The organism is Nitrosomonas sp. Nm58, from assembly GCF_900107335.1.
GTDB lineage: Bacteria > Pseudomonadota > Gammaproteobacteria > Burkholderiales > Nitrosomonadaceae > Nitrosomonas.
This window is the reverse complement of sequence record NZ_FNPQ01000031.1, coordinates 1-25,112: the sequence shown is the minus strand read 5'-3', so window position 1 is coordinate 25,112 and position 25,112 is coordinate 1. Positions and strand designations below refer to the sequence as shown.

General features: G+C 45.6%; 22 protein-coding genes and 1 tRNA gene. 10 read left to right on the top strand and 13 right to left on the bottom strand.

Features of this window, described 5'->3' with window-relative positions:
• Positions 1-175 precede the first annotated feature (175 nt).
• The 5 genes from BLW34_RS11185 to BLW34_RS11160 all read left to right on the top strand — a co-directional run bounded on the left by BLW34_RS11185 (position 176) and on the right by BLW34_RS11160 (position 5,905).
• On the top strand, positions 176-724 hold the full coding sequence (locus BLW34_RS11185) for a FecR domain-containing protein (protein ID WP_090579533.1): 549 nt from the start codon (positions 176-178) through the stop codon (positions 722-724).
• A 486-nt stretch (positions 725-1,210) separates the two neighbouring features.
• Positions 1,211-2,932 (top strand): di-heme-cytochrome C peroxidase, encoded by a 1,722-nt coding sequence (locus BLW34_RS11180; protein ID WP_090579529.1) that lies wholly within the window; start codon positions 1,211-1,213, stop codon positions 2,930-2,932.
• A gap of 820 nt (positions 2,933-3,752) precedes the next feature.
• Positions 3,753-4,448 carry an SDR family oxidoreductase gene (locus tag BLW34_RS11170; protein ID WP_090579523.1) on the top strand — a complete coding sequence of 232 codons (696 nt, stop codon included), beginning with the start codon at positions 3,753-3,755 and terminating at the stop codon, positions 4,446-4,448.
• Positions 4,449-4,748: 300 nt separating this feature from the next.
• Entirely contained in the window at positions 4,749-5,003 is a 255-nt protein-coding gene (locus BLW34_RS15660; protein WP_143037916.1) for a hypothetical protein, read from the top strand.
• A gap of 461 nt (positions 5,004-5,464) precedes the next feature.
• The gene (locus BLW34_RS11160) at positions 5,465-5,905 is read left to right on the top strand and encodes a hypothetical protein (RefSeq protein WP_143037915.1); all 441 of its coding nucleotides are present in this window, start codon (positions 5,465-5,467) and stop codon (positions 5,903-5,905) included.
• A gap of 431 nt (positions 5,906-6,336) precedes the next feature.
• Here BLW34_RS11160 and BLW34_RS11155 read toward each other — a convergent pair.
• The 3 genes from BLW34_RS11155 to BLW34_RS11145 form a co-directional block, all read right to left on the bottom strand.
• A tRNA-Met gene (locus BLW34_RS11155) sits at positions 6,337-6,413 on the bottom strand.
• Positions 6,414-6,614: 201 nt separating this feature from the next.
• Positions 6,615-7,484, bottom strand: coding sequence for a PA4780 family RIO1-like protein kinase (locus tag BLW34_RS11150; protein ID WP_090579514.1), 870 nt, complete (start codon positions 7,482-7,484; stop codon positions 6,615-6,617).
• 125 nt (positions 7,485-7,609) lie between these two features.
• Positions 7,610-7,807, bottom strand: coding sequence for a hypothetical protein (locus BLW34_RS11145; protein WP_090541930.1), 198 nt, complete (start codon positions 7,805-7,807; stop codon positions 7,610-7,612).
• A 482-nt stretch (positions 7,808-8,289) separates the two neighbouring features.
• Between BLW34_RS11145 and BLW34_RS11140 the strand changes: the two genes are divergently transcribed.
• Together BLW34_RS11140 and BLW34_RS11130 are read left to right on the top strand one after the other, a co-directional pair.
• Positions 8,290-10,692 (top strand): Tex family protein, encoded by a 2,403-nt coding sequence (locus BLW34_RS11140; RefSeq protein ID WP_177166018.1) that lies wholly within the window; start codon positions 8,290-8,292, stop codon positions 10,690-10,692.
• A 470-nt stretch (positions 10,693-11,162) separates the two neighbouring features.
• A complete protein-coding gene (locus BLW34_RS11130; protein ID WP_090579509.1) occupies positions 11,163-11,906 on the top strand; it encodes a VWA domain-containing protein in 744 nt (247 codons plus the stop codon).
• Between the two features lie 129 nt (positions 11,907-12,035).
• Here BLW34_RS11130 and prfB read toward each other — a convergent pair.
• From prfB to BLW34_RS16155, 3 genes are all read right to left on the bottom strand, one after another.
• Positions 12,036-13,146 (bottom strand): peptide chain release factor 2 gene (gene prfB / locus BLW34_RS11125; RefSeq protein WP_143037914.1). Its coding sequence is split into 2 segments (ribosomal slippage): positions 12,036-13,064 and positions 13,066-13,146, totalling 1,110 coding nucleotides; the frame shifts between segments, so codons are not numbered across the junction.
• Between the two features lie 45 nt (positions 13,147-13,191).
• The gene (locus BLW34_RS11120) at positions 13,192-14,778 is read right to left on the bottom strand and encodes a M10 family metallopeptidase (protein WP_090579503.1); all 1,587 of its coding nucleotides are present in this window, start codon (positions 14,776-14,778) and stop codon (positions 13,192-13,194) included.
• A gap of 388 nt (positions 14,779-15,166) precedes the next feature.
• Entirely contained in the window at positions 15,167-15,385 is a 219-nt protein-coding gene (locus BLW34_RS16155; RefSeq protein WP_177166017.1) for a hypothetical protein, read from the bottom strand.
• 88 nt (positions 15,386-15,473) lie between these two features.
• On the opposite strand from BLW34_RS16155, the gene BLW34_RS11115 reads away from it, so the two are divergent.
• The gene (locus tag BLW34_RS11115) at positions 15,474-15,791 is read left to right on the top strand and encodes a septal ring lytic transglycosylase RlpA family protein (protein WP_256203757.1); all 318 of its coding nucleotides are present in this window, start codon (positions 15,474-15,476) and stop codon (positions 15,789-15,791) included.
• 210 nt (positions 15,792-16,001) lie between these two features.
• Positions 16,002-17,276: a lysophospholipid transporter LplT gene (lplT, locus tag BLW34_RS11110; protein WP_090579501.1), complete on the top strand. Its 1,275-nt coding sequence runs from the start codon at positions 16,002-16,004 to the stop codon at positions 17,274-17,276.
• A 40-nt stretch (positions 17,277-17,316) separates the two neighbouring features.
• Here the strand turns inward: lplT and BLW34_RS11105 are convergent, their stop codons facing one another.
• Genes BLW34_RS11105 through ispD form a run of 6 tightly spaced genes read right to left on the bottom strand, consistent with a single transcriptional unit; the run spans position 17,317 to position 20,973 of the window.
• Positions 17,317-18,057 carry a uracil-DNA glycosylase gene (locus BLW34_RS11105; RefSeq protein ID WP_090579498.1) on the bottom strand — a complete coding sequence of 247 codons (741 nt, stop codon included), beginning with the start codon at positions 18,055-18,057 and terminating at the stop codon, positions 17,317-17,319.
• Positions 18,054-18,515 carry a ribosomal protein S18-alanine N-acetyltransferase gene (gene rimI, locus BLW34_RS11100; RefSeq protein WP_090579495.1) on the bottom strand — a complete coding sequence of 154 codons (462 nt, stop codon included), beginning with the start codon at positions 18,513-18,515 and terminating at the stop codon, positions 18,054-18,056. The genes BLW34_RS11105 and rimI overlap by 4 nt, the downstream gene beginning before the upstream one ends.
• Positions 18,512-19,186 carry a tRNA (adenosine(37)-N6)-threonylcarbamoyltransferase complex dimerization subunit type 1 TsaB gene (tsaB, locus tag BLW34_RS11095; protein WP_090579492.1) on the bottom strand — a complete coding sequence of 225 codons (675 nt, stop codon included), beginning with the start codon at positions 19,184-19,186 and terminating at the stop codon, positions 18,512-18,514. Before tsaB ends, rimI begins: the two co-directional genes overlap by 4 nt.
• Positions 19,187-19,230: 44 nt before the next feature.
• On the bottom strand, positions 19,231-19,794 hold the full coding sequence (gene thpR, locus BLW34_RS11090; protein WP_256203756.1) for an RNA 2',3'-cyclic phosphodiesterase: 564 nt from the start codon (positions 19,792-19,794) through the stop codon (positions 19,231-19,233).
• A complete protein-coding gene (gene ispF / locus BLW34_RS11085; protein ID WP_090579486.1) occupies positions 19,775-20,272 on the bottom strand; it encodes a 2-C-methyl-D-erythritol 2,4-cyclodiphosphate synthase in 498 nt (165 codons plus the stop codon). The genes thpR and ispF overlap by 20 nt, the downstream gene beginning before the upstream one ends.
• Entirely contained in the window at positions 20,269-20,973 is a 705-nt protein-coding gene (ispD, locus tag BLW34_RS11080) for a 2-C-methyl-D-erythritol 4-phosphate cytidylyltransferase (RefSeq protein WP_090579483.1), read from the bottom strand. The genes ispF and ispD overlap by 4 nt, the downstream gene beginning before the upstream one ends.
• Before the next feature lie 422 nt (positions 20,974-21,395).
• Between ispD and BLW34_RS11075 the strand changes: the two genes are divergently transcribed.
• Positions 21,396-22,010, top strand: coding sequence for a hypothetical protein (locus BLW34_RS11075; RefSeq protein ID WP_090579480.1), 615 nt, complete (start codon positions 21,396-21,398; stop codon positions 22,008-22,010).
• A 944-nt stretch (positions 22,011-22,954) separates the two neighbouring features.
• Here the strand turns inward: BLW34_RS11075 and BLW34_RS11070 are convergent.
• Positions 22,955-24,604, bottom strand: coding sequence for a P-loop ATPase, Sll1717 family (locus BLW34_RS11070; protein ID WP_090579477.1), 1,650 nt, complete (start codon positions 24,602-24,604; stop codon positions 22,955-22,957).
• Positions 24,605-25,112: the final 508 nt, after the last annotated feature.

The following is a 25,112-nucleotide window of genomic DNA, read 5'->3' as shown; positions in this document are numbered from 1 at the left end:
TCAATGCTTTTTAGATAACTCCCGAAGTTCTTCGGGCTTTTATCCTGCTGATACCACTCCACGAAAGCATCAATACCCATGCCCATTTATCGGGAATTAGCCCTAAATTCCAAGCTAAAAAAATTTAGCTGTCAGTATATAATTTCTACTTTCATTTTATATTTTGCAAAATAAAATGCAGGAACCTAAGCCACCCGGGATAGAACCCTTTACCTTTGTTTTCAGTTGGCGGCGTTTTTTAGTGCATTGTGCAATTATGAGTGTTTGTATCATGCTCGGTCTGATGACCTGGTATTTTGGTAAACCGCCTAGCATCCGGTTTTATGAAGCAACATCGGAAGAACAACTGGCCACTGCGATAGCGCCCGGTATTGATATGGCGTTGGATACGCGCAGTTCTATCGCCGTGAAAGAAGACCAACCGCTGCAAGTTGAATTATTCAAGGGAAATGTTTATTTTGACATCAAAAAAAACGCCACCAATCAGCTTGAAGCCAAAGTTGGCAATGCCATCATCAAGAACTTTGGCACGCGCTTCAGTATCCAGATGCAGAAAGATGGCAATAACCATATCGCCGTTGCAGATGGATACATCAAGATCCATGTCGCTTCCGGGGTATATCAAATCAATGCATCTGAGCAAGCCGACTTTGATGATACCAGCGTCAGCAAACACCAGCTGATTACTGACCGAAACATTGCGCCTTGGCGCTCTCAGCAATAATGATGTAGATAAGAAATTTAAGCTTGCTGCTTAAATTACCAAGACAAGATAATCACCCTGCCAGCAAAGATCGGGCAAACGATCTGGTCGCGCAAATGAATACGCAACACTTAAATTAGCGCATAGCGTTCAGTTGATGAGCAGGTCTACGGCGTATCGCTTTTTCAGCACACCCTAATGATCAAATAGCGAGAAAAAGTTGCTCTTCTCCCTTTATCACGCCCGTTTGGCGTGTCCTATACTATTTACGCATCCATTCCAAGCTTGATACTGGCAGCACATGTGGTTACCCAAGATAGTACTGGGAAAAAAGACGAATCCTGGTCATCAATTCTAATCTGCTCATAAATTCTTATCTTTCCGTACACAGGGTAGCGAGCGGCGTTAGCCTGAGAAGGATTCATCCACTGCCAACACATGATTAAAGATTGGCAAGGATGCGGTGAACTTACGAATATTCTGATTCATTCTTCAAGGAGAGAGTAAATGTTGAAAATCGGGTTTGTATCCCGGATTGGCAGTATCGCCTCAGTATTTGCCTTGCTATTGCCTGCGATTTCATCTGTCGCAGAACCAGTAATCGTCGATCAAGGCAAAGAGTGGACAGCTTCTGCCAGAAAGGATTTCTATAGCCGCGACCAGGGATCCCAGCTGATACTACTTCGCTGGATCGTCGCCTTAAAGCAGCCAAATGGCAAACCATTCATGGATGAAAGCCTTGGTCGTTATGGTTATTTACCCAACGAAACAAACCGGCCCGCTGGATTGCCGGTTGGATTTACTGTTTCCAGCGGGGAGAGCGGACAGGAAATCGGCATGAATTGCTCCGCTTGTCATACGCGCCAAATCGAGGTTTCCGGTACTTCCTATCGAATCGATGGCGGTCCTGGAATCGTTGATTTCCAAAGCTTCCTCGCTGATCTCGATGCTGCGGTGAACACGGTTTTGACGAATCAGCAAGCATTCACTGACTTCGCTCATTCTGTACTCGGTCCGTCACCAACTTCGAAAGATAAGGAGAAGCTACGAGAAGAGGTGAAAGCTTGGTACTTGCCCTACCATACCTTGGTAGAGCGCGCGCTTCCTGCACAGCCTTGGGGGCCTGCGAGACTTGACGCCGTATCGATGATCTTCAACCGACTCGCCGGGTTAGACATCGGCCCTTCGCCTACCTACATGATTCCTGAAAATATCCAGCCGGCCACTGCACCGGTACGCTATCCGTTTCTCTGGAATGCGGCGATTCAGGACAAAACGCAGTGGCCCGGCTTCGCCAGTAATGGCAATGACATACTGGGACTCGCCCGGAATCTCGGTGAAGTTTACGGAGTATTTGGTGTTTTTCATCCTAAAAAGGATGCGTGGCGTCTGCTCGGAATCGATTACCTAGCTAATAACTCAGCTGATTTTCAGGGATTGGGCGCATTGGAAGACTTGATAAAAAAAATTGGCCCTCCCAAATGGCCATGGAAAGTAGATCAGGCTCTTGCTAGCAAAGGTAAAGCAATTTATGCCCGCAAGACTGAGGAAGGTGGTTGCGCCGATTGCCATGGTATCGCGCCTGGTGAGACCCGGTTTTTCGAGCAAAAAACCTGGAAGACTCCAATCATGGATGTCGGTACCGATTCCAAGGAATACGAGATTCTCGGCCGTACCGTGAAGACTGGTGTGCTTGAAGGTGCAAAAATCCCGTTTCTCGCTGCCCCACTCAAGCCAGTCGATACCGCTTTCAACGTTCTGGGAACTGCTGTTCTCGGCTCCATTCTCCAACATTACGTTCCCGTCCTGATGAAGGCCGAAGATGCGGCACAGGCAGATAGTCTGAAATCACCGTTTCCACCGGAAACGGACTCTCTCAAGGATGCATACATTGCACCGGCAGTGTCTGAAAAACCAACTTACGCATATGAATCCCGAGTTCTTGAAGGAATCTGGGCGGCGGCACCGTACCTTCATAACGGATCTGTGCCAACGCTGGCAGAGCTGTTGAAACCCGCAGCCGAACGGGTTGGCTCGTTCAAAGTTGGTCCGGCTTACGATATCGTCAACATCGGAATTGCCGCTGAGCAAACCAAATTTGACTATACGTTGCAAACTACGGATTGCAGTGACCGGAATTCTGGAAACAGCCGTTGCGGCCACGAATTCGGCACCACGCTTTCCTCAGACGAGAAAAAAGCTTTGCTTGAGTATCTCAAAACGCTCTAAATAGAGCAGTATCACAGTGGTTGTTTCCTATCAGGAAAAGCGTTAGGTTCACAACACAGCTCGCCCCCGGTAGAAATTTATTTTACTGGGGCGAGCCCTACCCGCCCAACACCGTCCTTGTCTTTCCAGCATAGATCAAAAAGCTCATCTTTTTATGAATCAACAAAAAAGTATAAGAAGCGCTATCCGAATAATCCAAGCGTTGAGGCGTGGCATTACTTGAAACCGCACTTGCCTGTATCGGCAGCGGGAAGACCCAGAGAGTTAAGCCTACGTCAGGTGATAAATGCGATCGTATATGTTCTGAAGACAAGTTGTCTGGGCAGTCAAAGCGCCAAATGCACTGCGCTCCCTGGACAACAGGGTTACGATGCTGGCAAAGGGATTTCCAAACAGCCTCTTAACCCGAATATGGAGCGAACAATTCTCGCAAACTGTTCAGCCCGGGTGGTTAGGAACCTTCACTTCCTATCGAATATCTAAAAAATATAGGATATTTCCCGATACGGAAAAGCGTTGGTATAGCCAGCCTCAATGGAACACAATATCGTGGAGAAAGCCTGTTATTATTTTGGAGGTGTAATATGGCAATGGGTATCAGAAAAATTCATGACACAAAGTTCCAAGCTGAGTGAAAGGAAAGTTATGCCATGATAGGAAATTTTGGTGTCTTCGACATCGTCGAGGCCGACGAACTTTAAGGGATTGAAAAAGCCACCATGATCATACGCGCTTATAGGCATGCGGATACGGAAATGCTGTTTGGAAGCGTTGGAAGGAATTTCTGGATACGCTTTAATGACAGAAGACCATCGCCATTATGCCAACCGTTCTGATCACCGGCAGTAACCGCGGTCTTGGCTTGGAGTGGTGTCGTCAATACGCAGAGGCCGGGTGGCGTGTTTTCGCCACTTGCCGATTTCCTGCACAAGCAGAAGAGCTACAACGGCTGGAAAGCAAGAACAATGCCTTAACCAGACATCGTCTAGATGTGACCGACCCCGATCAGATCAATGCCTTGGCAGGAGAACTTGCGGATAATCCCATTGATCTCTTGATCAATAATGCGGGGATCTATTTCGAGAAATACGTTCGGCCGGATCAAGCTACCGATTATGAAGCCTGGGCCCATACTTTCCGCGTTAATTCCATGGGCGCATTGCGCGTGAGCCGCGCGTTCCTTGATCATTTGCGACGCAGCCAAAAGCGTCTGATCGTCGCCATCACCAGCCACATGGGTTCCATTGCTGAGATCGAAAGTCCCGGCAGTTACTACTATCGCTCCAGCAAAGCAGCATTGAATGCTGCCATGAAAGGATTCTCATTGGAACTAAGGCCGCTGCAGATCGGGGTATTATTGCTGCATCCGGGTTGGGTGCGAACGCGGATGGGCGGCTCGGATGGGCCACTGTTGCCCCAAAAAAGTGTCGAGAGTATGCGCACTCTAGTCGACGCTTTTACCCTGGCGGACAGTGGGCGTTTCTTTCGCTATGATGGTAGCGAGATCCCTTGGTGACAAGACAAAACCGCATCATCAACAATCTGGGGCGACCTTGCTTGAGCAATTTGACCTAAGGCAGGCCTGTAATCATCTGCAGAATAGATAGTAAAAAAGGTTATAGACAAGGTCTCACATTTGCCATCCACATCTTGTTGCTTCAGTCTGGAACAAACTTAAATGCACACGAGATAATTTGTTGATGGCTCGTAGCATTTAACGACTTATTGTATGCTTTGTAAATTTGTCATAGATAAAAAGAGTTTTAACCCATACATCAGTTCGCAGGTCAGCTTCAGGAGAATCAACAGGCAGCTGGTGAATACTGTCCATTCAGGTTCGTTACTGACCAGATTTCAAGGCTTTCTGGCCTTTGATCCCAAGCAGGCTTACGAAACCAACCTGGACGCCTTGGTAGCGCAAATCGAGACCCGCGTGACTTTGGCAGGCAACAGCGAAGCGTATTTCTGCAAGTATTCTGGCAACGTCGTCCCCATGCTCAACGGTGCGACGATTTTCCAGACTATCCACCCTTGGGAGGATTACTCCATACCCTCTCACTCTAACCTGTAACTCAGCATTCATCGATATTAAGCTTTAGCTGTCATTAATCAGCGATGCGCGGTTGCGGTATTTATGTTTAGCAGTTATGAACTCATCAGATGCAATCATAATTACGGGTGTTATGCCAGACTGTATTGCACTAACCCGAATATTTCATAAATTCGCGTGATGATCACGCAGAATTTTGATTAATAGGGAAGTTTTGAGAAGGAGGGGTGTAGTGATTCATACACCCGACTGAGCAAAATCTTTCTTATTAATCAAAAGGCAAGTGAGGACACGTGCCAATTTATGAAATATTCGGGCTAGCATGGAGCAACGGCAAGGACTCAGCCTCGACTCCCTGCCAGTTCCAGCAAAATTCACAGCGCCAGGTAGCGGTCATGCTGACCTACCGCCGCATCAGGCATTTCTGCCATGACCCTGCCCTAACGAAGCTTATGAGCGCATCGTGACAAAGGCCTACGTGCTTGCACGTATTTTTTTTGCCAGCGTATTTCGATAATCTATTGATGTATCAGAGCTTAATAAGAAAGAGCGTTTATTTCTCTTATACACACGAGGTGGTCAACGGGCTGCTGGCAGTGTGGCAAAATTTACAGTTGAGTATCAATACGGCGAAGGTACTCATCCACACGGTCAAAGGCTGTGCCCACCTGAATGATATCTCACTCAAGGAGGAAGAAATCACCATGCGCGGCCTACTCAGATTAACCGTTATGATGCTGGCACTCAGTTCACTCGAAGGTTGTGCAGTACTGGCTGGTGCCGGTGCGGCTGGCGGTGCCTACGAGTACCAGAGCAAGCAGCAGCTGGATAAGCTGGAAGAGGATTTCAAGAAGGGCACCATCAACCGCGACGAATACCTGAAGCGGAAAAAGCAGATCGAGGGGGGCTCGATTATCTACTGATGCAGTCTATCAGCCAGGCCCTGAGGGGGAACCTTTCTCCCCTTGCGTCGGGGGGTATAGATCCGGGGAAACCTCACGAATATGGGGATAGTTCTAACAAATTACTGAAGATTTTATTACTATAAATTTTAGACATGAGCCACTACTACAGTCGTAGTCGATGACTTCAAACTTCACTTATTCTGATCAATAAGGATAAAAACAATCAATGGCGTAGATCGATACCCGAAGCAGAGCGAAAGCGATAGATTAAACCAATCCACCTTTAGTTATCCAGAGTCAAGTATGAATGACGCGGAATCAGAATGGAACGTGATTTCATAAAAAAAGCGTACAGACTATTTCGCGAAGTCTTGATTGATATATTCAACGGTGAGATTTATACGCTGAAATTGTACAAAGCGGAATGTCATTCTTGTGTCAGGTGACGGTGGTTGCGGGGGCAGGATTTGAACCTACGACCTTCGGGTTATGAGCCCGACGAGCTGCCAGACTGCTCCACCCCGCGCCAGAACTACGTATAATAGCAGCTAATACCCATACCGTCAAACCATTGTGTAGAGAACAACCATTTTCGGCAACTATTTTTGATTATTCGTTTGATATAGCGATACCTGTATCAATGTTATAGCGCCATCGTAACCCCTACCCATGGCGCTAATAAGCCACGTGCAATACCTGGTTAATTCTGCCTTGATTAAAGCCGGTATTAGTATTGCAGTTGACGGCTTGTCCAGCGTTCTTGCTTGTATCGTTGCCAAGCTATTTCCTTTCTTAATACAGCATTGACAGCACTCAAAATGCTGTTCACATCGACTGGTTTGATTTTCTCCCCAGTATTCCCTGTCAGCTTAACCTCTAAATGCAATTTTCCACGCTGATAAAGCGACCAGATCTCCGAACCATAATCAGTACAAGCAAGTTCGGGGGCAAAACGACTCAGATAGGCGGTTACATTATCAACATCTCGTTTAAGTATTCTCTGGGTACTGTTATTACTTGCAGCAAAAATCGCCTGAGGAAAATCGATAATGACAGGGCCCTGGTTACCGACTAATACATTGTATTCAGATAAATCACCGTGAACGATGCCATGACAAAGCATACGGACAATTTGTCCAATTAAAAAATGATGGTATGTTCTCGCCAGCTCAGCGGTCAATATCAAATCATTCAATCTGGGAGCAACATTACCATCGCTATCAGTGATGAGCTCCATTAATAATACGCCTTCAAAAAAGTTATAGTACTTTGGTGTCCGTACGCCAACTGTCGCCAGATGAGACATGGTATCCACTTCGGTACTTTGCCACGCCTCTTTCTGTGCCATACGGCCAAAATCAGTTCTTCTTTGAATAGCACGTGCGCGTCGGCTACTTCTAACCTGCCTTCCTTCCGTATAACTTACACTCTGGCGAAAATTACGCCTGTTAGTTTCCTTATATACTTTGGCGCATCGGATATCGCTTCCGCAACGTACAACATATACCATTGCTTCCTTGCCACTCATGAGTTGACAAATAACTGAATCAACAAGACCTTCTTCAATCAGTGGCTCAATTCTTTTGGGGATTTTCATAAGATTTTATATAGACATGTCAATACATCACACGCCTTCTATACTCCTGTCAAATAAATGAATTCTCTCTACCAATGCCAATGGGTGAGAAATCACGTGGCCGTTACCTCACCTTTTAACATTGACTAATTTTGCTGATATCTTGCCGATTTGCTTCGATGCCATACTGCGTCCTGGAGCGGCATTTGTTTAGCAGCAGAAGTCGTCTTACCCGCATTACGCTGATCTGTGGTTATCGCTTGCTTTCTGGTTCCGGTAAAGTTCATATAAAGCCTATCCAATAGCGCTTGATACAAATTACTTCCTTTAAGTTTAAAAAACATACCTACCTCCTTGATTGCAGTTATTAAATTGTTTCTTTAATAATCAACCACGTGAATTGCATTGTAGAGAGAAAAGAACAGCATTGGAATGTGACAAATTGTCGCGGGGCAATTTGCCGCAGCCACTTTTATTTAACATAAACAACCGTCCCCAAACAGTTGTTTACCTATGGTAAATCAGCTTGATGACACAATTATTAAGCTTTGATCGATTATGCTCTTATGGCATGATTGATTGCGCTGCTCGAATATTTGTTCGCTATTCATTGGATTTTGCTTCTTCAAATCCATTTCATTCAGGGTGGAAAAGCGCCTGCTGAAATGGTATAAAGCCTACCTAATTCCTAATGAATTTCTATTAATCAAAATTCCAGTTCTAAAAAACTAAAGCTTTTTTACTCCATCTGGTAAAAAATACCCCTAAGACTGGGCAGGTAGTTATCAATCACGCTTACTTTCAAGAAACTCCACACGGCGAATATATGACTTCTTTAACAACACAGACCATTCCAGATGCAGCACAGCAGAAGATCATGCAGCTTATCGCAGCAGAACTCGGCATTACTCCCCAGCAGGTAGCAGCAGCAGTCACCCTGCTCGATAGTGGCGCAACCGTACCTTTCATTGCGCGCTACCGCAAGGAAGTGACCCAAAACTTGGATGATACGCATCTGCGAAACATAGAAGAGCGTCTGCAATATTTGCGTGAACTGGAAGAACGGCGCATAACGATTCTGGCTTCGATCGAGGAGCAAGGCAAGCTAACCGATGAATTGCGTCACGCGATTGAGCAAGCGGCAACGAAACAGCTCCTGGAGGATATTTACCTGCCCTACAAACCCAAGCGTCGCACGCGTGCGCAAATCGCGCGGGAAGCAGGCCTGGAACCTTTGGCTGATGCGCTTCTGCATGATCCAACATTGATTCCTGAGCAGGAAGCTGCGAAATATATAAAAGTTCAGCCAGCCGCCGAAGGAATTGAAGCGATCAATGTGCCCGACGTAAAAACTGCCCTCGAGGGCGCGCGCGATATTCTGGCTGAACGTTTCGCCGAAACCGCTGATTTGCTCGCCGCCCTGCGCAATAAACTTTGGCATGAAGGAATCGTGACTTCTACAGTCGTGGCAGGCAAGGAAACGGCGGAAGAAGAAAAGTTTCGTGACTACTACGCCTATGCTGAACCGATCCGCACCATCCCCTCACACCGCGCATTGGCGTTGTTCCGTGGCCGTGCCTTGGGAATACTCAGAATTGAGCTCGGTCTGGATGAGGCGTCAGAAACCATGGCGCCGCACCCTTGTGTTGCTATGATCGCGGCCCATTTCGGTATCGAGAATCGGGGACGCAACGCGGATAAATGGCTGGGAGATGTCTGCCAATGGACTTGGCGTGTCAAAGCGCACCTGCATCTCAGCACTGAATTGCTGTTGCAATTGCGGGAAGCAGCCGAAGTAGAAGCCATCAAGATTTTCAGCCGCAACCTGCGTGAATTACTGCTCGCCGCCCCCGCAGGCCCCAAGGCCGTGCTCGGCCTTGATCCCGGCTACCGTACCGGCTGCAAAGTGGCCGTAGTCGACTCAACCGGCAAGCTGCTGGAGACAGACACCATCTATCCCCACCAGCCACGCAATGACTGGCAGGGATCATTGGCAACCATCGCACAATTAGTGATCCGGCATGGCGTCGAATTGATTTCGATCGGAAATGGCACCGCCAGCCGTGAAACGGATAAGCTGGCCGCTGACGTCATCAAGCTGGTTGCAGAACAAAAACCTGAGCTGAAGGTAACCAAAATTGTCGTCAGCGAAGCAGGCGCTTCAGTCTATTCAGCCTCGGCCTTTGCCGCAGCCGAGTTTCCCGATTTGGATGTGAGTCTGCGCGGCGCTGCATCCATTGCCAGGCGTTTGCAAGACCCGCTTGCTGAACTCGTCAAAATCGAACCCAAGTCGATCGGTGTCGGCCAGTATCAACATGATGTCAATCAACGCATCTTAGCGCGTTCGCTCGACGCGACCGTCGAAGACTGTGTCAACGCAGTCGGTGTAGACGTCAACACCGCATCGGCACCCTTGCTGGCACGAGTTTCTGGCCTAAATCGCGTATTAGCTCAGAACATTGTGGAATACCGCGATAGCCATGGCCCGTTTCCGAGTCGCCAAACAATACGCAAAGTGCCGCGTGTAGGTGAAAAAACATTCGAACAAGCAGCCGGTTTTTTACGTATCAATGACGGTGACAATCCGTTGGATCGCTCCGCGGTCCACCCGGAAGCCTACCCCGTCGTCGAGCGTATCTTGGCACACCTGAAAAAAGGCATCGAACACGTCATGGGCCGACCGGAAATATTGAAGGACCTCTCCCCCACCGAATTTACCGACGACAGCTTTGGCCTGCCGACCGTCCGGGATATCCTCACTGAGTTGGAAAAGCCCGGGCGCGATCCACGTCCGGAATTCAAAACGGCCATCTTTCAAGACGGCATAGAAACGCTAGCAGACCTGCATTCTGGAATGATACTCGAAGGCGTGGTGACCAATGTGGCGGCCTTTGGCGCCTTCGTCGATATCGGCGTGCATCAGGATGGTCTGGTGCACGTATCTGCCCTGGCAAATAAATTCGTCAAAGATCCGCATCAAATCGTCAAACCTGGCCAGATCGTCAAAGTAAAAGTACTGGAAGTCGATGCGGCCCGACAACGTATCAGCTTGACTATGCGTTTGGAGGACAAAGCAGACACTCCCTCTCCCAGCGCTGACACCCGCATTCCCCGGTCTCAGGAAGCACGCAAACGGCAGCCGCGTAATGCGCAGCAAACAACCTCTGGCAAACCAGAGCCAGTCAGCGCGTTTGCGCTGGCGCTGGCTCGTGCTAAGGAGAAAAAGTAGCAATACTCTTCTAAGACCATGATTTCTAAGAAAAGCCGCTTGACATCCTCCCCGCCTGAAGGCGGGAGATTCCTACGGCGCTATACGCTGGAAGGCGTCCACATCATTGAAAGACGGTATCTACGCACCGAGCCACCGCCAGATGATCCTCAATTCATTCAGAGAATTTTGTAGTAATACTGAATTCCGGAACGACAGCGGACTTGATCCCATTGATCCTTTCATCCCACCTACTCTTGGCGTGTCGAAGAATTTTACAACAGAGATTAAATTTATTATCGAGCAACATCAACCCGATTCCATGATCAGAGTTAACTATTTGTAAATCAATCACAATAACTGCAATCATATGTTCTCGGCATGAAACTTGCTTGCTAATTTGGGTGATAGGAATTTAGAGCGCCTATCGATATAAAAATGAGTTATTCGATGATTTAAATTCAATAATATTAAGGTTAAAAAATAAATAGATGAAAGTAAAATCTCTTTTAACAGCACTTGCTAGTGCAGTAGTAATCTCGTTAGGTTCAGTAGCGACTACTCAGGCAGCTATTTTAGCTGACATCATCTGGGTGATCGACACATCCGGTTCTATGGGTGATGACATTAATCAAGTAAAGCAGCGTATTGTAGATTTTAATACTGCAATGACCGGCAATAATATTGATGCTCAATATGGACTGGTCAGATTTGGTGGAACTGCCAGTTTGATTCAGGATATTACAAGTTTTGCAACATTCAATGCTGCTGGCAGTCCATTTCAGTTATTAACCGATAATGGTGGAGGAACCGAAGATGGTTCTGCCGCCATTCAGATCGCACTGGGCGCATCTTTCCGTCCAGACACAGTACGCAACATCATTCTGATTACCGATGAAGATGATGATAATTCTTCTAATCGCACCAATCTTAATACTGCTCTAGCCGGCACTTCTGCCAATGAATTAATCAATGTTATTGGCAATCCCAACGATGACTCGAATAATTACTACCGGGATCTTGCTCCAGCAAACGGTGGGTTATTTTTCAATATTCTTGATTTCCGAGATAACCCAGCAGCCTTCTTTACCAACTTCATTAACACTAAAGTAAAAGAAATCATTAATGAAGGTGGCGGTGGAAATAATAATGTTCCTGAACCCGCATCTCTTATGCTGATGGGGGTTGGTATAGCTGGATTGAGCATGATGCGTCGCCGCAAAAAAACTTCATAGCTTGAATATTTTGGGACGTAAAATCTAGCACCCTGGCGGGTTAAGCCGCTTGCGCGGCTTAACCCTCTCTGCGCGCTTTCGTCATATGTTCTAGCAACCTGCTGGCAATACATCAAATTACTCACTGCTTCAAGCATCAACTCCCTGCTTCAGGCTGGCTTGAATAAAATCATCCAGATCCCCATCGAGCACGGCCTGGGTATTGCCTATTTCAACATTGGTCCGTAAGTCCTTAATGCGGGATTGGTCCAGCACATAGGAGCGGATCTGGTAACCCCATGCGATATCGGTCTTGGCATCCTCTACTGCCTGCTTGGTCTCATTGCGTTTGCGCAATTCAGCCTCATAAAGACGGGATTTCAGCATGGCCATGGCATCGGCTTTATTCCGATGTTGCGAGCGTCCGCTTTGGCATTGCACCACGATATTGGTGGGAAGGTGCGTAATTCGCACAGCCGAATCGGTCTTATTGATGTGCTGGCCACCTGCACCGGAGGCGCGGAAAGTATCTATCCGTAAATCGGCAGGATTGATGTCGATCTCGATACTGTCATCGACTTCGGGATAAACGAACACACTGGCAAAAGAAGTATGACGGCGGTTTCCCGAATCGAACGGCGATTTACGCACGAGGCGATGCACCCCGGTTTCAGTTCGTAAATAGCCATAGGCATAATCGCCGCTTACTTTGAGCGTAGCACTCTTGATTCCTGCAGTATCACCTGCAGATTCCTCGAGTACCTCCACATCAAAGTCACGGCGCTCGCAATAGCGCAAATACATCCTTTCCAGCATGGATGCCCAATCCTGAGCTTCCGTCCCTCCCGAACCAGATTGAATATCGATAAAACAGTTGTTGGGATCCATCGGATCTGAGAACATGCGGCGAAATTCGATATCAGCTACTATTTTTTCGATCTGTGCGACATCAGATACGATGCTTTGCAAGGTCGCATCGTCATTTTCTTCTTTCGCAATCTGAAGCAATTCATTGGCATCTTGCAATTGCCTGCCGAGCCCCTCGAGCGTCAACACCACGCTTTCCAGCGCCTTCTTCTCGCGCCCTAATTCCTGGGCGCGTTGGGCATCATTCCAGACAGACGGATCTTCTGCTCGCCTGGCGACTTCGGTCAACCGTAATTTCTTGGTATCGAAGTCAAAGATACCTCCGCAATGCTGTTTCCCGATCATTGAGATCGGCAAGATGATGAATTAAGCTATTGAGTTGTTCTGCATCCATATGGTGACAATCCGAAAAAGATTTAATTGAATATTGTAGCGCTATTTAAGCCAAATTACCTGATTGTAAGGCGAACTCAATTCCTGATTGCATCAAACCCACGAGATGGATATTGTCAGTATTGATTGGGGTATCCGCTGCAAATACTGTCAAAGCAGCAGCCGACACTTCCCCGCTATCCAGCATCTGCAAGTAAGGCCGTTTCTGTTCCTGCGCTGGATTGATACCAAATAAATTACGCCATAACAGCATGACTGTTTCATTATGGGTACGCGCGCCTGCTGCATCGAGCGCTACCGTGGCCAACGCCTCATTACTCATGCCGTTATCAAGCAAGGATAAGCCAATGCTGACATACTCTTTATTATTGACCGATTCAACGCCAAATACTGCCCCGAGGAATTTGGCGACCTGTCCAGCGTGCCCCTCCATATCAAGCGCTAACCCAATGTCACTAAATTCCAGGCGCTCTATCTCCGCAACAGAGTCCTGACCATCGACTCCCGTTTGATCAATTACAGTATAGCCTTCCTGAGACTTACTCACGGCATAATGAGCACGCGGCCCTAGAAATACCGCAGTATCCATTCCTGTTCCACCCGACAAAGTATCATTACCTTCTCTGCCGATCAGATCATCATGTCCACTACTGCCTGACAAAATATTGTTATACCTGTTACCGATCAGTAGATCATCTCCTTGACCACCTGATGCATTCTCGATAATTGCACCATAAGCAATCCAGATATTCTGAGCCAAATCTGCGCTTACACTATCCCCTACCAACACAGCGTTACCGATCAATGATCCTTCTCCCTCCCTCAGATCAATAATCGCAATCTGCGCGCCGCTATACTCAATCCAGTCGATTCCCCCACTATCCCAGATCGTCTCATGGTAAGTTCTGGCATCATCATACTGATAGCGATTATCCTCACGATGATAAGTAGTATTGGCTCCGTACACATGCTGGATTGCCAATATGTCCAATGGCATCGGGGTAGTCGGATAGAAATCAAAAGCTGAATTTTGATTTCCTGGCAACGCAGAATAGCTCATGATCGTTGAAGACATGGTATCCATCGAAGATGGAAATCCACGCGCCTCAAAAGGGTGATCAAGGCCCAGCGCATGACCGATTTCATGCATGACTGTCAGAAAGGCATAGCTCCCGGGAACCCATGGCTCTTGAGCGCTACTACTCGAACTTTTGATCCAGATATCCCCTCCAGCGGCAAAACCAGTCCCAAGTGGCAAATATGACCAAGCTTCTGCATCAGCCATATCCTTTGCTTCGCTGTAGGCAACACGAATATCGCCGACAGCGTATTGGGATTCGGCGACTAATCTAAACTGTACATTTGCAACATTCGCCCACTGCTGCAGCGCAGTATTGAAGTAAGTCTGATCAGAGGCAGCAAGCGGCATAAAAGCCTGTATCCAGGGCTCTCCTTCGCCGTTAGTCGGACCATAGCCTTTTGAGGGATCGGTTGCCCAGTAAGAATCATTGCCTGGAAAGCTATAAGTAATCGTTGAGTTCGCCCATCGTTTGCCAAAAATGAGCGCATCGATACTGATATTTCCTGTCAAATTAACCGGGATGACCTCGCTCGAGGTCGTAGGAGCTGGCATAGTGTTATTCCTATTATTTATTTTTAATTAAAGATTGGCGTTGATAAGAGAAACATTTCTGCTGCCGTGTTCAACAGCAAGTTTCAAAGCTGCTTATCCAAATATTGTCAGTGTCTATGCGCTTCTTTTATGCAAATTGCCAGAGAATTCCCTAAAAACATAATTTTTCTGATGCTGTTGCGCGCAATTCACGGATATATCGGGTTTAGCTAATCTGGAAACAATCGTTATAATGCTAAAATGGGTATTTTTTATTATACAAATATTGAACTAAAAGTTGATAGCTTGCGTAATAGCCAAATCGAAAGAAGTGCTGCCCAATACGATGTTTGAACATGCAGTAGATATAATCTAGTGCACTGACTCCCAAGTCAGACACATTAAGCAATCAAGGTACTATTAAAATTAAATAATATAAAACAAAGATTGTTACGATGATGATTGAATCAAAAATTGGTTTTTTCAAAATGGGATTGGGATCTTTTCCTAAGCAATGCGTGATTAAGCTGGCTGAATCGCGAAGATCTGGAAAATCACGCTCTCTGATGCCTACCGGAGCATTAGTATTGTTGATCATCTGCTTATTTAGTGGTTGCTCTGCTCCCATAAAAACGCCCACCCCAACAGTATCCCGAACACAGCAGCATGCCCCCTATAATAAACCCTACAAAGTACGGGGTAAGACATATTATCCAATGTCTTCAGCGGTGGGCTACAGTGAGAAGGGCATTGCTTCATGGTATGGCGCGGAATCGGGCAACCGAACTGCGATGGGAACACGTTTTTACCCACAAGGGATATCAGCCGCGCATAAAACCCTCCCCTTACCCACTAAGGTAAGAGTGACCAATCTTCGTAATGGCCGCGCCATCGATGTAATTGTCAATGATCGTGGTCCTTTCAAGAGAAATAGATTGATTGATCTGTCGCATGGTGCAGCTAAAAAAATTGGGCTACGTGGTCTTACTGAAGTCAAAGTGGAATACCTCGAAAACGTGGCCAGCAATCCATAGCAGCTTATCCAGTTTCACTGGAACTGTCACCATAATATGGGGATTCTACCCTTGCTAAAACAAGATAAAATTTTCATCTGGATGAAGTACAGAATAGTTATTATTCAGCTTATGCTTAGGACTGGCTCATTATTTTTATGATATAAACCTGTTATTTTCTGATAGACATGACAGAAAAAATTATAAATAGAGGTTATTAAGGGAGGACATTTGGAGCGCGGATTCTATACGATAATGGCGGCGCAATTTTTTTCGTCATTAGCTGATAACGCATTACTGGTAGTGGCGATCGCCCTGTTGATTGATTTGCATGCGCCCGCTTATCTTACTCCTATGCTCAAATTCGTATTTGTGCTGTTCTATGTCATTCTGGCACCATTTGTGGGCGCATTTGCGGATTCCATGGCCAAGGGACGAGTCATGTTCATCAGCAACTCGATTAAAATTGTTGGCTGTATCTTTTTATTCTTTGCGATGCACCAGTATTTTGCACTCGGCGCCTATGCCATTGTCGGGCTAGGTGCGGCAGCCTACTCTCCCGCAAAATACGGCATACTGACCGAGTTGTTGCCTCCGGAAAAACTGGTGATTGCCAATGGCTGGATTGAAGGGCTAACTGTCGGTTCTATCGTGCTTGGCACAGTGCTCGGTGGACTTCTCATCACGCCTGCCATTTCGTCCGTTCTGTTATCGATTGACTTTCCTTTCATTGATACAGGTCTGGATACGCGGCTAGAAGCGGCCATTCTACTTGTTGCAGCATTTTATACGATTGCAGCCACTTTTAACCTATTCATACCCAATACTGGAATTGATCATCGAATACTCAGAAAGAATCCGTCATTTCTGATCCACGAATTCGCACATTGCGTCAGGCTATTATGGACCGACAAGCTCGGCCAGATCTCGCTTGCTGTCACAACCTTGTTCTGGGGAGCAGGCGCCACCTTGCAATTCATTGTCTTGAAGTGGGCTGATATCGCGCTTGGGTTCCCACTCAATGAAGCGGCACAACTGCAGGGCGTAGTAGCGCTTGGCATTGCGCTGGGAGCGGTCTTGGCGGCTAAATTAGTCTCGCTGCGTGATTCGGTCAAAGTCATTCCACTGGGTATTGCCATGGGAATAGTCGTGATGATGATGATTACTGTGCAGGATTTGTGGATTGCGATTGTGCTGCTGATCCTGATCGGGGGTCTGGCTGGATTTTTTGTGGTACCGATGAATGCCCTCCTACAACATCGCGGACATATTTTGATGGGTGCCGGTCATTCGATCGCAGTACAGAATTTCAACGAGAATCTCAGCATTCTTGCCATGATATTGCTGTATGCGTTGTTCATCATGATGGATGTGCATATTTACGTCGTGATTGCGCTATTTGGTCTATTTGTCGCCGTGAGCATGATCCTCATCCGTAAATGGCACCTGCTTAACCAGAGCAAGCAGGACTCACTTCACCTGATTGGGATGCATAAAATACATTGAGACCATTATGCTTTCACTTTTTCTGTAGAACGCTTCAAAATCATTGAACTAACAATGATTGCATGGTCGCCTTGGCAAAGCATAAATCCTCCCATGCTTTGGCTTTATCTGAGAGTGAGCGTAACAGATATGCAGGATGATAAGTAACAATCAAAGGAATGTCTGAATAGCGGTGTAATTTACCACGTAAATTGGCGATACTCTCGCTGGTATGCAATAAATTCTGCGCTGCAATTTTTCCTAACGCGACAATCAGTTTAGGTTTAATCAATACGATCTGCCTTGCCAGATAAGGATGACACTGCTCGGCTTCGCTGGGTTCGGGATTTCTGTTATTAGGCGGTCGGCATTTTACGATATTGGTGATATAGACCCGGTCGCCGCGCCGCAATTGAATGGACTTCAGCATATTATCCAGTAATTTGCCTGCTTGACCGACGAAAGGCTCGCCTATTTCATCTTCTTTCGCACCAGGTCCTTCTCCGATAAACAACCAATCAGCCTGTTCATCACCCACCCCAAATACCGTTCGCGTTCTTGACTGACATAATGGACACGCAGTACAGCAAGCAACTGCAGCTTCAAGCTGCACCCAGTCCATCCTTGCAATCCGTGCCGCCCGATCATCATTCTCCGGCGCTGTAGCGGTGGCCACTGGAATGGATTGATCAACAGGGATAGTCATCGGTGCGCCCTCATTCAGAATGCTATCTGCCCTGCTGCGCCAGATAGGAGTCAAACCGAGTTCGTGCAATATCTCCTTGCGGCGCCGTTGCTTCATAATTCCAGTCTCATCACCAACGCATCCTCACGCCCACACATGGCGGGATAATACCCTTTACGAACTGCGATTTGTTTAAAACCCAAGCGCCGGTATAAACTGGCGGCACCGATATTGGACTCACGCACATCCAGCAATACTGATACAGCTTCCTGCTGTTTAGCAAGATCGATGAAATACTGCAGTAGCTTGCCACCCCAGCCCTGATGCTGCCATTGCGCTGAGATGCCAATAGTCAGAATATGGGCCTCACCTGGGCCCATCATCATGATACCGTAACCAATAAGCACATCATTTTGCTCTAGCACGCGGCAGTGGTAGCCTGCTTTAACCGAATCAGCAAAATTCATCTCTGTCCAGGGAAAAAGAAAAATTTCACGCTCAATGAGAATGACCCGACTCACATCCTCCAAGCACATTTCCCTGATCTGACATGCTTGCTGCAAAGCATCGCTCATCGTTCGCTTTCCTTCAAAGCCACCTTGTTTCGTATATAAACAGGAGCAGCCTCTTCGGCAGCAACGCCTAATCCCTTCATTAATTTGGGCGCAGCGAGCTGCGCCATTTCTTGGGCGTGCGGGTAACACCCCAGATCAATTCGACACAAACTGTCACGGTAGAGATGGCTGAGCATCTCATGGTACCGGTCAAAACCGCTACCACACCCCACCCAGCAGCCCTTCCCTGGAACCTGAGGAATATGCTGGGGCAAACAGAGTATGGGTGCTTGTATCATTGACCAATCTTCACCAGTATGAAGATAAGCGGCATAGTAAATTTCACCCATCCGCGCATCGAGCGCCGTCATGACGTGACTTGCGCCAACTTTTTGCGCCATCGCTTCTAACGTACTGATTCCGACAACAGGCAGGTCGGTAGCAAACGCCAGTCCTTGCACTATTCCGCAAGCGATACGTAAACCAGTAAATGACCCCGGTCCGGCGCCGAAAGCAAAGCCATCCAACTGGGTCAAAACCAGCCCCGATTCAGCCAGCATTTCCTGCAGCATAGGCAGCAGTAATTCGGTATGCTTTTGCCCAGCCAGCACTTCTTTGCTCAGTACAGCCCCATCCAGCCATAAGGCAAGTGAGCAATATTCAGTGGAAGTATCGAGCGCAAGAATTTTCATTAGAATTAAAAGAGTTTTTTCAGAAAAGTAATGTTATACCGTATTCAGACTTTTTCCAGAGGCCAGCGATCAAGTGAAACATACACAATACCTTCATCGGTCTGTTTGGATTGCACCAACGCCCATTCATTTACATGCCAGGTAATGGGGATCGTCAAATTGGGCAAAGTATTGCACAAGGCTTTTCTTATTAAAGTAATGTGTGGAATATAGCGGCGTTTTTCGAGCGAGAAGCCTGCCTGAGACAATCTATTCTGTAAATCGGCTACCAGCACAGAAAGCCCAGCGGGGCATTGGCTTGGACCAACATGGACAATGCGATTATGGCGCCAGTATTGGATTTCATCCACAGTCAAATCGAAGCTAAACTGCTTGACTTGATTCGCTACCTGTCGAAGCGTTTCCAGCTGTTGACTCTCTACATTTCCAATAAATACCAAGGTGAGATGGATCAGTGGCAAACTGATTTTTCTGCCGCCGCAGACATCTACCAGTTGCTCAGCCAGTTTGCTCAATCTTTCCTGAGCAGCGACATCAGGCCAGACTGCAAAAAAAACTTTTACGGTTCTTTTTGGAGAAGTATCCGCTTCAATCACAAATGTCGTCAATATGCGTAATCAGACAGACGACCTCAGCTACAATGCCTTCGCCCCGCCCAATAAAACCAAGCTTCTCCGCAGTTTTTGCTTTGATATTGATATCGCTGGTAGACATATTCAAATCTTGAGCAATATTGGCAATCATTGCCAGGATATGCGGAGCCATTTTAGGCGCCTGCGCGATAATGGTTGCATCGATGTTTGTGACCCTGTAACGCTTACTGATCAGCAAGCGGTGTACCTCGCGCAGTAGCAAACGGCTGTCGATATTTTTATAGCGCGCATCACTGTCTGAAAAATGCTGGCCGATATCCCCTAACGCTGCCGCACCCAGTAATGCATCGCACAGCGCATGCAGCAGCACATCCGCGTCAGAATGTCCTAGCAAACCTCTGTCGTAAGGAATCGTTACGCCACCGATGATCAGATCGCGGCCTGCTACCAGCTGATGCACATCAAAACCCTGACCAATTCTAATATTTTTCACCTTGTTTCCCTCTTTTGCAAAATGAGTTCCGCCAAAGCCAAATCTTGCGGATACGTAACTTTGAAATTATAGGCATCGCTCAGTACCAATCTGGGATAGAGACCCAAAGCTTCGATCGCGCTCGCATCATCCGTGATACGGGTGCTATCCACTTTGTTCAGGGCATCCATTAAAACACCCAGGCGAAACATTTGCGGTGTTTGTGCCTGCCACAAGCCCTCTCTGGATGCTGTGCCCATAGCACGATGATTCGGATCAGCACGTTTCAAGGTATCTGCAACCGGAATAGCCAGTAATCCACCCACCTCATCCGGCGTTAGCACATCGATCAGTTGGTCGACCTGAGCAACACTCAAGCAAGGCCGTGCCGCATCATGCACGAGCACCCAATCATCATTACAAATCGATACCTCTGATTGCATGGCCTTCAGTCCGTTCAACACGCTGTCAGCGCGCGTTGCACCCCCACAATAGCGCACCACCAGCTTGTCAGAGAAGGACGACCAGTCATAGCGCAGCCATTCATGATCATCTGGAGCGAGAATGACAAATACACTGGAGATATGTGAAGAACTGCACAACGTGTGCACGGCATGGTAAATCATCGGTTTCCCCGCCAGCGATAAATACTGTTTTGGCAACTGGTTACCCATGCGCGCACCGGAGCCTGCGGCAGGGATCAAAGCAATAAATCTAGGCATGCTTACTTATATTGTTCAATGAATTGGCTGAGTAAATATTTGCTTCCAATTATCTCACATCATTTCATTGATATCGCATTGCTAAATAAGAAAAGCATGCTACAAATTCTGCGATTGGCACAACTTGGTTTGAAAACAAATTGGGCTATAGGAATGTCGCAGTGAAGCAGCGAATTAAGCTGGGATAACCTTCTTTTTGGCTTCGACCTGCTACCTGTGATTCGGGCAGTTAAACCTTTAGCAATCCCCAGGCAAAGCCGGAGGTAATTTAACTAAAACCTTGACTGACGGTCTATCATTTGATGAAGTCTACTACAATCACTAAATAATCAATCAGGTTCCTGTTCCTGATTATCTGCTCATCTGCTCTTGTCAGAGCTTAATTTCTTTCTGATAGTATAGTCAATGGAGCAACTTCACATATGATGAATTCTAGCCGGCTATTTCAAATGCTCGTTATTTGTTTTGTATGTGTAAGTTGTGCACCCATCATTCCTATTCCTATGCATCATTATTATCCTGAAGCAGATGGAGGAAAATTAATATACGATCAATGCCCTATCAATGAGCATATTCCGTATGGAATGCTCTTTTCTCAGCAAGATATACAAGTATTTACTCGACTTGGTAAACACAATGGAAAAACATATATCGAGATTCGATTTGAGGTGCCAGAGGGAAAAACAGTTAAGCTAATTGAAACCAGCGCACAGCTATTTTGGGATGGAGCCAATCAATCAATTAAAATAGAGTTTGAGAAAATTTTTCTTTCGCCCTTTTTCTATATTATTAACCCTTCAAATCATATTCAGGTAAAAACTTTGGATGTTAATGAGTTAATGGTAGGTGAAAGCAGAAGGACGTTAATAGGGGAACAGAGTAAGACATATTGGTTGGCATCTTTATTGGAAGCACCCGACTCTGACAAAATTAAGATTGTCCTACCTAAATTTACGATTAACGAAGAGCTGGTAACTTTTCCCCGCATACTATTTAAAAGGAAATGGATTATTGGTTTTTTTGTAATTAACTGTTAGAAAAATGTGTGAGGATGAAGGTGTCAGATCTTGCAAAAACACATTTCCTACACCTCAGGGTCAGATCCAGAACTAAGAATGCTTACTCTTATAAACAATAATCCCAATCATCGCTCTCATTTTTCTTGATTCGCGACCTGACCCCGGCGTGTAAGGTTTTCTCTTAACATCACGTACAAGGTTCCCACGTTCCATACAAACGCCCAGATTAAGCTCATGCCCTCTCTACACCGGCAGCCATCCAAACAGTAAACAGGTATCCTTTGGACTTATCTCAGGAGACAATTAAGCTCCTGATTTTGACTACACTTACAGACGTTTCGATGCTTGCAAGGGTTCACTTATTGTTCATCTTCTTAATCCTCACCTGACACTTTTAAAAGTGCCTTTTCCTTAACGCTCACGACCCAGGCTTTTGACAAGAGCCGCTTAAGGTGGTTTGAAACCTCCTCCTGTAAGGTGATTCCGGAGGGCCCTCCTCCATCATTTGTGTAGTTACGGACAGTTTCCTATCCTCGTGGCACACTAATTGCTCATTCTTTAACTATAAGTCCAAAGATTTTGCTGATAATGCTTGCAAACATAGAGATAAATCGTTATTAATCGGTTTTGCCAGTTCATTGGTTACTTTGATTTATTGAGGTTGGGTGATGTCTTCCTCAATAGTTTAACGTTATTGATGAACTGGTTTCTATTTCAGCTCTTAATTCGCATTAAATCAGTACAGGGTGAAGTGATATCTCTCCAAAGAACTTCCTAATATGCATAAAATCTTGACGGTCTAGATCAAGCGCTCAAGCTTGTACCTGATTGGCTCACCACAACGGATAAAACTGGTAACTGGTATATCCTGCTCTTAATTCCATAATGGAAAGTTTGAAGAAACGAAGCCAGGCATTCGGTTGTTGTCATCCTAATGAAAACCATTAATTGGATGAATACACTCAATTATCAGTGATAATACCAAGACGACTCCAAACCATCGGATGAACAAAAACTGAGGATGTTGGCTTTATCTGTCCCTCTGTAGGGGGACGGGTATCTAAATAGGACCATAGAATACCCGTAAAGCTATCGGGTTTAATACCGAAAATTCCAATATTGTACAGTGCAATAGTTAGAGTGATTATGAACTTATGTTGAGAAATCCCACCATCTAAGTATGCGTAAGCAGCTCGCATCACAGGATCTGAGCTATGCGGCCCTTCTTCGACAGCATAGGTTAATGCGAAGCTATCAATTTTTTCTTTCGTTATTGTATTGAGTTTGAATTTCGAATTCATTCTCTCAATGAGAGTGAGATATTTTTCTAAATCAGGATAATGGTTAAACCACTCGAAAGTGAGTGAATCTATTCTCTGCGCAGAATATTCTATTTCCGCTTTTCTAATAGCCTCAACATGAACATACCCTTTTCCTTCCGATAGTTTTAAGCACTCGTTAACAAAAGTTATGATGTCACGCGGCCTATAAAAAGTACGTGTTAATAAATAATCTATAAATTCAGTTTTGTTGATCAAATTGGGAAAAAGATCTTTATGTTTTATAGATTTTGATGTGTATTGTTCACTAACTAATTGCCCAATACGTTTGTCAAGCAATTCAACAAGATTGCTTTTGCTCCATCTTAAATATAAGAAGAGGGATTGATATTTGTCTTCTTGAAAGCTACCGTCTTTGGTTTTCTCAAATACACGCTGAATTAAATCTAATCTTAATGCAATGATTATTTTAACATTCGGTACACATCTAAATGTTTTGATTGTTTCAATTAGGGCTCTAATTAATCTGAGACGTAAATTATCTTCAACCCAGTTCTCATCAAGCTTATCAATCAAGATATAGTATTTTTTCTGAGGATCTGTGAAAACTTCATCGGCTAAAAAAGTAAGTACATCTGAAAGCTCTTTTATTTGAATGCTATTAATTACTTTTTGAACTTTGTGCTTAACTTCATATTTCTTCTCTTCACTAGCTTTCGATCCGCTCTGCAATACTAGTTTTAAGTCTTCTGATGTGACTCCTATATCCGTATTTATATTTTCTTCTAATTTTTGTGTAATCTCTTTTACTCTGTATTCAGTTTCCTGCCAAAACTTATTTCCCCAGTCTCTAAGATAAGAGAGAGCTCTTTCTTTCGCCTTATCTTTTGCTTTTAGTATTGATAAAAGACTATTTGCCCAGTTTTTGGTATTGTCTTCGTTTGTAAGTTTGAATTTCTTCTTTAGCAATTCAACGGTAAATACATGGCGCCACAACAAAGTATAAAAAATGTCAAGTTTGATACCTGCTTTTTCTAAAAGAGGAATTATGTCCGAATTGGCCAGATAATTTAAAGATAAAGCCTCGGGCTTAATTTCTATTACATTTTCTTCTTCTTGGTTAATTTTATAAATCAAAGCACTTTTTCCCGTTCCGGTGCGGCCAACAATTATTCTGTGGGGACTACTGCAATCAATAAGTGTTTCTAAGTCTCCTGTTTCTGTAAAGCATGTAGTTAGAAAAAGAGAATCAAATTCTGCTTCACTCTCACCAATTGAAGCGTTTTTGCGAATCCGATAATTAATACCACTTAAATTTTCTTTTTTACACATGGTGATCCCTAGCTTATTACCCCGTTCAAGTAACACGGGGGGCTACAAATACATTCCAAAAATAAATCGCTGCCTAATATAGAAGGTTTTTATCTTTATGACAATGAGATGACTTCAAGCCGCCTGAGCGAGCACCCGGACAGAAGGACGGGCGCGCAGGCAAGGCGGCGCTGATAAATATCCTGATTCAGCAAGGTCATAAATCCCTATGAACGAACCGCCACTGCTCCCTATACCTAAGGGTGAGAGGTACCTGTGGAATTATGCACGCCCGGGGTCAGGTCTAGAATCAAGAAAAATAAGTGTAAAAGGTGTCAGCCATTGCATAGTGCATAAAGTGCTTTGCTTCATCCATGTCAATCACCATGCCTCGCATAATGACCAATTCAGAATCTTGAATTTACTTGCTCAGACTCTCAAGAAACACAATATATCCACATGATTAGTTGAATGATTTTTTAAGTTGATTGAGGAGCGGGAACGAGTTGCATACCAAGTTTTTCAGCGC

Coding starts and splice junctions, on each gene's coding strand:
- BLW34_RS11170 (WP_090579523.1), top strand. CDS start 3,753: ATGCCAACCGTTCTGATCACCGGCAGTAACCGCGGTCTTGGCTTGGAG.
- BLW34_RS11115 (WP_256203757.1), top strand. CDS start 15,474: ATGTCTTCAGCGGTGGGCTACAGTGAGAAGGGCATTGCTTCATGGTAT.
- BLW34_RS11185 (WP_090579533.1), top strand. CDS start 176: ATGCAGGAACCTAAGCCACCCGGGATAGAACCCTTTACCTTTGTTTTC.
- BLW34_RS11130 (WP_090579509.1), top strand. CDS start 11,163: ATGAAAGTAAAATCTCTTTTAACAGCACTTGCTAGTGCAGTAGTAATC.
- BLW34_RS11145 (WP_090541930.1), bottom strand. CDS start 7,807: ATGTTTTTTAAACTTAAAGGAAGTAATTTGTATCAAGCGCTATTGGAT.
- rimI (WP_090579495.1), bottom strand. CDS start 18,515: ATGAGCGATGCTTTGCAGCAAGCATGTCAGATCAGGGAAATGTGCTTG.
- BLW34_RS11105 (WP_090579498.1), bottom strand. CDS start 18,057: ATGAAGCAACGGCGCCGCAAGGAGATATTGCACGAACTCGGTTTGACT.
- BLW34_RS11075 (WP_090579480.1), top strand. CDS start 21,396: ATGATGAATTCTAGCCGGCTATTTCAAATGCTCGTTATTTGTTTTGTA.
- ispD (WP_090579483.1), bottom strand. CDS start 20,973: ATGCCTAGATTTATTGCTTTGATCCCTGCCGCAGGCTCCGGTGCGCGC.
- BLW34_RS11180 (WP_090579529.1), top strand. CDS start 1,211: ATGTTGAAAATCGGGTTTGTATCCCGGATTGGCAGTATCGCCTCAGTA.
- BLW34_RS11070 (WP_090579477.1), bottom strand. CDS start 24,604: ATGTGTAAAAAAGAAAATTTAAGTGGTATTAATTATCGGATTCGCAAA.
- BLW34_RS16155 (WP_177166017.1), bottom strand. CDS start 15,385: ATGGGAGCAGAGCAACCACTAAATAAGCAGATGATCAACAATACTAAT.
- BLW34_RS11140 (WP_177166018.1), top strand. CDS start 8,290: ATGACTTCTTTAACAACACAGACCATTCCAGATGCAGCACAGCAGAAG.
- BLW34_RS11150 (WP_090579514.1), bottom strand. CDS start 7,484: ATGAAAATCCCCAAAAGAATTGAGCCACTGATTGAAGAAGGTCTTGTT.
- BLW34_RS11120 (WP_090579503.1), bottom strand. CDS start 14,778: ATGCCAGCTCCTACGACCTCGAGCGAGGTCATCCCGGTTAATTTGACA.
- tsaB (WP_090579492.1), bottom strand. CDS start 19,186: ATGAAAATTCTTGCGCTCGATACTTCCACTGAATATTGCTCACTTGCC.